10 protein-coding genes and 1 pseudogene are annotated in these 9,247 nt (G+C 62.3%); 7 read left to right on the forward strand and 4 right to left on the reverse strand.

The window, feature by feature from the left end; translation table 11 throughout:
* Window positions 1-167 precede the first annotated feature (167 nt).
* A complete protein-coding gene (locus tag NTD89_RS11670) occupies window positions 168-956 on the reverse strand; it encodes an AraC family transcriptional regulator (protein WP_145163626.1) in 789 nt (262 codons plus the stop codon).
* Window positions 957-1,041: 85 nt separating this feature from the next.
* On the opposite strand from NTD89_RS11670, the gene NTD89_RS11675 reads away from it, so the two are divergent.
* The 5 genes and pseudogenes from NTD89_RS11675 (at window position 1,042) to NTD89_RS11695 (ending at window position 4,472) form a co-directional block, all read left to right on the forward strand.
* A complete protein-coding gene (locus NTD89_RS11675) occupies window positions 1,042-2,040 on the forward strand; it encodes a bile acid:sodium symporter family protein (protein WP_262207756.1) in 999 nt (332 codons plus the stop codon).
* A gap of 86 nt (window positions 2,041-2,126) precedes the next feature.
* Window positions 2,127-2,489: a type 1 fimbrial protein gene (locus NTD89_RS11680; protein WP_262207758.1), complete on the forward strand. Its 363-nt coding sequence runs from the start codon at window positions 2,127-2,129 to the stop codon at window positions 2,487-2,489.
* Window positions 2,490-2,600: 111 nt separating this feature from the next.
* On the forward strand, window positions 2,601-3,788 hold the full coding sequence (locus NTD89_RS11685; RefSeq protein ID WP_262207760.1) for a sugar transporter: 1,188 nt from the start codon (window positions 2,601-2,603) through the stop codon (window positions 3,786-3,788).
* Window positions 3,789-3,897: 109 nt separating this feature from the next.
* Window positions 3,898-4,023, forward strand: a pseudogene (locus tag NTD89_RS11690) (aquaporin); the annotation flags it as partial.
* A gap of 89 nt (window positions 4,024-4,112) precedes the next feature.
* Window positions 4,113-4,472: a lysozyme inhibitor LprI family protein gene (locus NTD89_RS11695; RefSeq protein ID WP_262207762.1), complete on the forward strand. Its 360-nt coding sequence runs from the start codon at window positions 4,113-4,115 to the stop codon at window positions 4,470-4,472.
* Between the two features lie 79 nt (window positions 4,473-4,551).
* On the opposite strand, the gene tal is transcribed toward NTD89_RS11695, so the two are convergent.
* The 3 genes from tal to NTD89_RS11710 all read right to left on the reverse strand — a co-directional run bounded on the left by tal (window position 4,552) and on the right by NTD89_RS11710 (window position 6,664).
* Entirely contained in the window at window positions 4,552-5,475 is a 924-nt protein-coding gene (gene tal / locus NTD89_RS11700) for a transaldolase (RefSeq protein WP_262207764.1), read from the reverse strand.
* A 102-nt stretch (window positions 5,476-5,577) separates the two neighbouring features.
* Window positions 5,578-5,742, reverse strand: a complete 165-nt coding sequence (locus NTD89_RS11705) for a hypothetical protein (protein WP_262207766.1) — start codon at window positions 5,740-5,742, stop codon at window positions 5,578-5,580.
* Window positions 5,720-6,664: an aliphatic sulfonate ABC transporter substrate-binding protein gene (locus NTD89_RS11710; protein WP_262207768.1), complete on the reverse strand. Its 945-nt coding sequence runs from the start codon at window positions 6,662-6,664 to the stop codon at window positions 5,720-5,722. Before NTD89_RS11710 ends, NTD89_RS11705 begins: the two co-directional genes overlap by 23 nt.
* A 245-nt stretch (window positions 6,665-6,909) precedes the next feature.
* Between NTD89_RS11710 and NTD89_RS11715 the strand changes: the two genes are divergently transcribed.
* Window positions 6,910-7,848: an aliphatic sulfonate ABC transporter substrate-binding protein gene (locus NTD89_RS11715; RefSeq protein WP_262207770.1), complete on the forward strand. Its 939-nt coding sequence runs from the start codon at window positions 6,910-6,912 to the stop codon at window positions 7,846-7,848.
* Window positions 7,845-9,170, forward strand: coding sequence for an LLM class flavin-dependent oxidoreductase (locus tag NTD89_RS11720; RefSeq protein ID WP_262207772.1), 1,326 nt, complete (start codon window positions 7,845-7,847; stop codon window positions 9,168-9,170). The genes NTD89_RS11715 and NTD89_RS11720 overlap by 4 nt, the downstream gene beginning before the upstream one ends.
* Window positions 9,171-9,247 lie beyond the last annotated feature (77 nt).

Here is a 9,247-nt window from a genome sequence, read left to right on the forward strand (position 1 = left end):
CAAAGCCTGCGTGAGGGCACACCGAGCCTAAGCGAGGTGCCGAGTGGTGGGGCAAGAGCCTTTTGGTTACTTTTGGGCTCTTTTCAAAAGTGACCCGCCGTAAGGGCGGAACCGATATTCGCCATCACCCAAATAACGGATATGTACTCAATAACCCACCCCCAACATCACCGAAAAAACTCCCCAGGTGTCGCATCAAACTGCTGCCGAAACGCCGCAATAAACGCCGAAGTCGATTCATACCCACACCCCAGCGCCACATCCGTAACCCGCTCCCCCTGCTCCAGGGCCGGCAACGCACTCAGCAACCGCAACCGCTGACGCCAAGCGCGAAACGTCAGCCCGGTATCACTCAAAAACAACCGACTCAACGTCTTCTCACTCACCCCCAGCCTGCGCCCCCAATCCCCCAAGGTCGTCTGCTGCTCCGGATGCAGATTCAAGCTGCGATAAACCTGACGCAACCGCGGGTCCAGGGGCAAAGGCAGCATCAAATCCACCTGCGGCGCAGCGGCCAACTGGTCGAGCACCACCTGGGCCAGCCGCCCATCCGGCCCGTCCTCGGCATATTCCACCGGCAACTCACTGAAACTGCGGATCAACTCGCGCAACAAACTGCTCACCTCCAACACCTGACACCGCTCGGCCGCCCAGGCGGTAACGCTGCAATCCAGGTACAGGCTGCGCATTTCCGTGTGCGGCGAGCTGAACACCCGATGCGGCACGCCCGCCGGGATCCACACCGCGCGCTGGGGCGGGGCGACGAAGCGGCCGACGCTGGTCTGGATCTCCAGCACCCCGGATATCGCGTAGGACAACTGCACCCACGGGTGGCTGTGCTGGCGGGTCAGCGCGCGATTGGGCAGTGACTCCGTGCGCCCATACACGGGCCGCGGCAGGCTGGAAAGCCCGGGCACACTGCGCCGGACGGTCTTGTCATGTCCTTTAGGCGGCATTTACTGGCTCATTGGCGTTAGTCGGTAACAAGCCGTTACGTTAGAGTCGCATCGATGCTCTTGGCAACCCCTGGAAGATTTGCTTATGACCCGTCCACGTTTTCTGCCTGACAACTTCACCCTGACCCTGATTGCCACGGTGATTCTCGCTTCCCTGCTGCCCGCCAGCGGCCAGACCGCCGTGGCCTTTGGCTGGGTGACCAACCTGGCCATTGCGCTGCTGTTTTTCCTGCACGGCGCCAAGCTGTCGCGCCAGGCCATCGTTGCCGGTGCCGGGCACTGGCGCCTGCACCTGCTGGTGTTCAGCCTGACCTTTGTGCTGTTCCCCTTGCTGGGCCTGGCGCTCAAGCCGGTGCTGTCGCCGCTGATCGGCAAAGACCTGTACATGGGCATGCTCTACCTGTGCGCCTTGCCGGCCACGGTGCAATCGGCGATTGCCTTTACGTCGCTTGCGCGCGGCAACATTCCGGCGGCGATCTGCAGTGCGGCGGCCTCCAGCCTGTTCGGCATCTTCCTCACGCCGCTGCTGGTGACGCTGCTGCTCAACGTGCACGGCGACGCGGGCTCCACCGTCGACGCGATCCTGAAAATCAGCGTGCAATTGCTGTTGCCGTTTATCGCCGGGCAAATCGCTCGTCGCTGGATCGGCGATTGGGTCGGCCGGAATAAGTCCTGGCTGAAGTTCGTCGATCAGGGCTCGATCCTGCTGGTGGTTTACGGCGCGTTCAGCGAAGCGGTCAACGAAGGCATCTGGCACAAGATCCCGCTGTGGGAGTTGGGCGGCCTGGTGGTGGCGTGCTGTGTGTTGCTGGTCCTGGTACTGGTGGCGTCCACCGTGCTGGGCAAGGCCTTTGGCTTTAACCAGGAAGACCGCATCACCATCTTGTTCTGCGGCTCGAAGAAAAGCCTCGCCACCGGCGTGCCGATGGCGCAAGTGCTGTTCGCCGGCGCAACCATGGGCGTGTTAATCCTGCCGCTGATGCTGTTTCACCAGATCCAGTTGATGGTGTGCGCGGCGCTGGCGCAACGCTACGCCAAGCGGCCGGAAAGCATCCCCGAGATGATGGGGCAGGTGGATCCGTGATCCAGATCACACCCTAGGCCGAATCACCTCAAGTTAACGCCCGGCCAGACGACTTCCTGGGTAAGAGCCCAATAAGGAGTGTCGGCATGAGCGTTAAAGGTATTTCGGTGTTTGCAGGCCTGTTTTGCCTATGGGCCAGTGCCTGTGGTGCGGCACAGACCGTGGGGCAGGGCACTATCCAGTTCACCGGCGCAATCGTTGAGCCTGGGTGTGCGACAAATGCGCGCAGCGGCGCGGTGATGGAGTTGACCGGCTGCGCCAGTTTTAACCGCGGCAGCCGCTTCGAGGTGCGCAGTCTGGCGCCGGTGGCCAGCGTCGATGCGGCCCGGGTGAGGCTGGTTGCCGACAGTGGCGCCGGGCGTTATTACGACCAGCGCTACCTGCTGGTGGACAGCGCCGGCACGCCGATTGTGTCGGGCAACTATGTAATCACCATGACCTTGCCCTGAACCTCAGAGCGACGATCCGCGCCAACAGCGCGGCGAGAAACCTATAGAATGCTCGGCGGCGGCGCTGTTCTGCGTGGCCGTTGGATCATCGCCAGAGTACCTCGCCCGCCAATGAGCATTTCAGCCGCAACCCCCCAAGCCAACTGGCAACCGGTCATCGCCCTTGCTTTGGCCGCATTTGTGTTCAATACCACCGAATTCGTACCGGTCGGCCTGCTCAGCGCCATCGGCGCCAGCTTCGACATGCCCATCGCCAGCGTCGGCCTGATGCTCACCATCTATGCCTGGATCGTGTCGCTGACGTCGCTGCCGGTGATGCTGCTGACGCGTAACGTCGAACGGCGCAAGTTGCTGATCGTGTTGTTCGGCTTGTTTATCGCCAGCCATATTCTCTCCAGCGTCGCCACCAGCTTCGGCTTGCTGATGGTCAGCCGCATCGGCATCGCCTTGTCCCACGCGTTGTTCTGGTCGATCACCGCCTCCCTGGCCGTGCGCCTGGCGCCGGAGGGCAAGCAGGTGCAAGCCCTCGGCCTGTTGGCCACCGGCACGTCACTGGCGATGGTCCTGGGCATTCCGCTGGGCCGCCTGCTCGGCGAAGCCATGGGCTGGCGCACCACGTTTCTGGTGATCGCCGCCTTTGCCGCGGCCCTGGTGTTCTGGCTGGCGCGCACCTTGCCGCTGCTGCCGAGCCAAAACTCCGGCTCGCTGCGCAGCCTGCCGTTGCTGTTCAAGCGCCCGGCGCTGGTGGCGCTGTACGTGCTCACCGCCATGGTGGTGACCGCGCAATTCACCGCCTACAGCTACATCGAACCCTTCGTCGAAGGCGTCGCCGGCCTGAGCGGTAACGTGGTGACCCTGTTCCTGCTGGTGTTCGGCGGCGCGGGCATCATCGGCTCGCTGCTGTTCAGCCTGGTGCACCGTTTCAACCCGCACTTGTTCGTGGTCAGTGCGGTGTTCCTGCTTGCTGCGTGCCTGGCGCTGATGCTGCCCTTGAGCGGCGCCGAGTCCTACCTCGTCGGCCTGAGCGTGTTCTGGGGCATGGCGATCATGGGCTTTGGCCTGGCCATGCAATCCAAAGTGCTGGTGCTGGCACCCGACGCCACCGACGTGGCCATGGCGATGTTCTCCGGTATCTACAACATTGGCATCGGCGGCGGCGCCCTGATGGGCAGTTGGGTCGGCAGCCACTTCGGTTTCGCCTGGATCGGCGCGGCGGGCGGGATGCTCGCGGCAGTGGCGCTGATCGGCTACTGCCTGGCGATTCACCGGTATGGGCAGGGTGTGGCGCGTAGCAACTGATGCGTTGGTCAATGATGACTTGAAAAAATCCAAGGATCGAACCCGTGAGACACCTCGTCGCCTATATGGATGCCGTGGATCAGTCTAAAAACGTGCATTGATCCGTCAACCGGCCCGCAGCACCGGCCCGGCGCTGTTTGCCGGCGGCGAATACCTGTCGCAGCGCTGCCTGGCGCCGATCGTCGGCGCACTACTCGGTGCGCTGGCCGCCCGTAAGTTGGGTGGCCGCGACTGAACGGTGCTCGGTGTCGAAGAACTTTTTCGCCGGCGGCGGGCCTATCTATAACGCCGCCGTTTGCCCACTTTTTTCGGAGCCCACCGCCGATGTCACGTCTATTGCTCAAACCCGCACTCTTTACCGGTATTTGCACCCTGATGCTCAGTCTTTCAAGCCAGGCCGCCAGCTTTGATTGCGCCAAGGCCAAGGCCGCTGACGAAATTGCCATCTGCGCCAACCGCAGCTTGAATGACCAGGACGTAACGATGGCGTTGCTCTACGACCTGAACAAGCACTTCATGGCCATGGGCGGGCGCGGCTCATTGATGGACGGGCAGGCGGACTGGCTCAAGCAGCGGCGCGCGTGTGGCGCGCGGCTGAGTTGCCTGAGTGACGCCTACACGCAACGCATTGGCATGTTGCGCGGGTTTATTGATGAGCGGGTGATGACAAAGGGGCCGTTCTGAATCACAGCGAACGCTCAGCCTTTGGGTGATTGCCGTGGCGAGGGCGCAGGCTCTCTCGCCACAGCAATCGAGCGTCCTGTTACAACGCCGCCAGCACCGCCTCCAACTTCTCCTGATCGCGCGCGAACTGCCGGATGCCCTCGGCGAGTTTTTCCGTTGCCATCGCATCTTCATTCGACGCCCAGCGGAACTGCGCTTCGGTCAGTTGCTGACGCACTTCACCTTCAGCGCCCGGCACCAGTTTGCGTTCCAGCGTGCCGTTGTCTTCATCGAGTTTGTGCAGCAGGTCCGGGCTGATGGTCAGGCGGTCACAACCTGCCAGTTGCTCGATCTGGCTGAGCGTGCGAAAGCTTGCGCCCATGACCACGGTCGGGATGGCGTTGGCCTTGTAGTAGTTGTAGATGCGGGTGACCGATTGCACGCCCGGGTCTTCGGCGCCGGTGTAATCCAGGCCGGTGCTTTTGCGGTACCAGTCGTAGATGCGGCCTACGAATGGCGAGATCAAAAACACCCCGGCATCAGCGCACGCCACGGCCTGGGCGAAGGAGAACAGCAGCGTGAGGTTGGTCTGGATGCCGGCTTTTTCCAGGCGTTCGGCAGTGCGGATGCCTTCCCAGGTGGACGCCAGCTTGATCAGCACGCGCTCGCGACCGATACCGGCCTGGTCGTACAGGGCGATCAACTGATTGGCCTTGGCCCACAGCGCGTCTCCGTCAAAGGACAGCCGCGCGTCGACTTCGGTCGAGATGCGCCCGGGAATCACCTTGAGAATGCCCGCACCGACCGACACGGCGAAGTGATCGCAGGCCAGGCCTACGTCGCCCTTGGACAGGCTCACGGCAGTGCGCAGCAGCTCGGCGTATTCCGGGATGGCGGCGGCTTTGAGCAGTAACGACGGGTTGGTGGTGGCGTCGACCGGACGCAGGCGGCTGATGGCTTCCAGGTCGCCGGTGTCGCAGACCACGGTGGTGAATTGCTTGAGTTGTTCGAGCTTGGACGTCATGAGCGGCGGTCTCCAGGAAGTGGGATGTGGCGCAGCGCTGGGCGGCACGGGACACCCGTTGTACCACTTCCCAGGCGGCTTGTTTACCCGCGCGCCACGCCTTTACGCCTCTGGGAAGCCGACTTTCTGCGGCCAGCGGTTCTGGAAAACCTGCACATCCAGTTGTTTGAACAACCCTCCATGCGTAAACGGTTCGGCCGCCAGCCATGCGCGCACATGGGCCTCATCGTCAAAATGAAACTTCTCACGGCTTCCAGGTCTGCACATCCTGCGCATCCACCGCCTTGGGCAACAAGTCGGCCTTGAAGAAGGCATCTGCGATCTTCTGCTGTTCACCCAACTGTTCGACCGTGACCGGTTGCACCTCGTAACTGCGGTGCGCGTTGGCGGCTTCCACCGTGGCCACATCCAGGTTGCCCCACAGTGGGCCGAGTACTTTCGCCGCGTCCTGCGGGTTGGTTTTTACCCATTGACCGGCTTTTTCCAATTGCTCATACACCCGTTTCAAAACCTCGGGATGCTCCTTGGCGTAAGGCGTGCCGGTCAGGTAATAGCGCTTGTAACTGGCCAGGCCTGCGCCGTCGGCCAGGGTGCGGGTCGGCAGTTGACGCTGCACGCTGGTGAGGAACGGTTCCCAGGTGACCCAGGCGTCAACCTTGTTGTTCTCAAAGGCCGCGCGACCATCGGCCGGCGACAGATAGGCCGGCTCGATATCCGAGAACGCCAGGCCGGCTTTGGCCAGTGCGGCGATGAGCAAGTAGTGAGTGCCGGCGGCCTTGGTCACCGCAATTTTCTTGCCTTTCAAATCTGCCAGCTGCTGGATCGGCGAGTCCTTGCGCACCACGATGGCCTGGGCTGAAGGCGAGGGCGCTTCCTGGGCGAAGTAGGTGAGTTTGGCCTGGGCGGCCTGAGCGAAGATCGGCACGGTGTCAGCCACGTCGGCGCTGATGTCCACGTTGCCCACGTTCAATGCTTCGAGCAGCGGCAGGCCGCTGGGGAATTCATGCCAGCTCACGTCGATGTTGTCGGCCTTGAGGGCTTTTTCAAGCGTGCCCTGGGTTTTCAGCAGGGTGATCAGGGTCGAGGATTTCTGGTAACCGATGCGCACGGTTTCCCGAGCCTCTGCGCTCACCGCAACCGAAAAAGCCAATAGCCCGAGGACAACGGCGAGGGGACGACGAATAGACATGGCGCGCTCGATCTTCAGCGAAATAAGGCCAAGCTTAAAGTTCTAAAAAGCATTCGATAAATACTCTTTCGATCTGAGCTTAGGGCGCTTTTCACGCGTTCCGACGAATTGGGCATAACCATAGAATTATAGGGTTCTTTCATAATTACCCGTCGTTAATATAATCGAGTTTGCTTGTCTGCCAGGTCTTATGTGGCCTTTTTGCATAAGCAGCGTCCTTCAACTCACCTATGCCAAGGCCTTCCATGACGTTGAAACAACTCATTCTCGCCGCCAGCCTGCTGTTTGCCGCAGCGGCGGCCCACGCCGAGCAGACCCTGGACATCAGCTACCAGCGCTCGTCGACGCTGTGGATCCTGCTCAAGCAAAATGGCCAGCTCGAACAGCGCCTCAAGCCCTTGGGGTTCACCGTCAATTGGCATGAATTCAGCACCGGCCTGCTCAGCTCCTTGAACGCCGGCAGTGTCGATTTGCACGCGGACGTGGCTGACGCCTTTGCGCTGTTCACCCAGGCCGCCGATGCGCCGCTGACGTATTACGCCCAGGAAAACTCATCGCCCGGCGCCCAGGCGATCATCGTCCAGGACGCATCCCCGATCCACAGCATCGCCGACCTCAAGGGCAAGACCGTCGCCGTGTCCAAGGGCTCGGGCAGCAACTTTCTGCTGATCTCGGCGCTGCACAACGCCGGCCTGACGCTGGCCGATATCACCCCGCGTTACCTTGAGGCACCCGACGGTGGCGCGGCGTTTTCAAATGGCAGCGTGGATGCCTGGGTGATCTGGGACCCGTTCTTCGCCACTCAGCAGCTTGAGCATCACGTGCGTGTGATCGCCGATGGCAACGACGGGCTGGCCAACTACAACCGCTTCTACCTGGCGACCACACAATTTGCCAAGGCGCACCCGGAGGTGCTGCAAATCACCTTCGATACCCTGCGCGAAACCGGCCAATGGGTCAAAGCCCATCCCAAGCAAGCCGCTGACATCCTTGCGCCGCTGTGGGGCAACATCCCACCGGCCACGGTGGAGCGCGCCAATAGCCGACGCAGCTACGACATCATCCCGGTCAAGGTGCAAAACCTTGCCGAACAGCAACGCATCGCCGACACCTATTACGCCGCCAAGCTGATTCCCAAGCCGCTGAACGTCGCCAATATCACCGTGTGGACCCCCAAATCATGAGCCGCCAGATCCATTTGTCAGCCTTCCTCCTGAGTGGGCCGGTGGTGCACAGCCACGCCGTGTGGCGCCACCCCGAAACGCTCGGCAATTACCTCGACCCCGACTACTACTCACGCATCGCCAAGGTGGTGGAGGAGGGCCTGTTCGACTTCCTGTTCTTCGCCGACCGCCTGGCCGTGGGCGACCAGATGGGCGGCTCGCGCGAGTTCGCCTTGCGCTACGGCGCCCAGGACGCCACGCGCCTGGACCCGTTGCCGATTCTCTCCTACCTGATAGGCCAGACCCGCAAGCTGGGCCTGGGCGCGACGCGCTCGACTACCTATTACGAACCGGCACACATCGCGCGCGAATTTGCCACCCTCGACCACCTGTCCAAGGGCCGCGCGGCGTGGAATATCGTCACGTCGATGAACGACAGCGAAGGGCGCCTGTTCGGCAAGGACAAGCACCTGGAACACGACCTGCGCTACGACCGCGCCGATGAGTTTGTCGAAGTCGCATTGAAGCTCTGGAACAGTTGGGGCAAGGACGCCCTCAAGCTGGACCGCGAACATGGCGTGCTCGCCGACCCGGCCTTGATTACGTCGGTGCAGCATCAGGGCGAATGGTTCAAGGTCGAAGGCCCGCTGAATATCCCGCGCACGCCCCAGGGGCGTCCGGTATTGATTCAGGCCGGTTCGTCCGGGCGCGGTCGGCGGTTTGGCGCGCGCTGGGCCGAGGCGATTTTCACCATTCACCCGCATTTGAACGCGATGCGCGCCTTTCGCGATGACGTGCGTGCCCAAGTGGTGCAGCAAGGCCGCGACGCCGACAGCTGCAAGGTGTTGACCGCGGTGATGCCGTTTATTGGCGGCAGCGAGGCCGAAGCCCGCGCCAAGCGCGATCGGCACAACGCCCTGGCGCGCCCCGAGCTGGGGCTGGTGACACTTGCTTCGCAGCTCAATGTGGACCTGTCACCGTTCCCGCTGACGGCCACCCTGGCCGAGGTCGCCCGGTCGCCACTGATCCCTGCCGCTGCGGCGGAAAAGCTGTTGATGCAAGGGCCTGAAATCACCCTTGAGCAACTTGGCCGCATCTTCGCCAGCAGCGTGCGCGTGCCGCAACTGGTGGGCACTGGCGCGCAGATCGCCGACCAATTAGCGGAGCTGTTCGAGCAAGGCGGCTGCGACGGGTTTGTGATCTCACCGGGTTACCTGCCGGGTTCGTTCACTGAGTTTGTCGAGAGCGTGATTCCGCACTTGCAGCGCAAGGGGTTGTTTCGTACCGCCTATGAAGGCTCGACGCTGCGCGAGCACCTGGGGCTGGCGGATCTGGCGACCTGAAACCGCCTCCTGAGAAGAGCCGGGCTGTCGTGGCGAGCGGGCTTGTTGTGGCGAGCGGGCTTGCCCCGCGTTGGGCT

It is taken from the genome of Pseudomonas sp. 14P_5.3_Bac1, assembly GCF_025466135.1.
Classification (GTDB): domain Bacteria; phylum Pseudomonadota; class Gammaproteobacteria; order Pseudomonadales; family Pseudomonadaceae; genus Aquipseudomonas.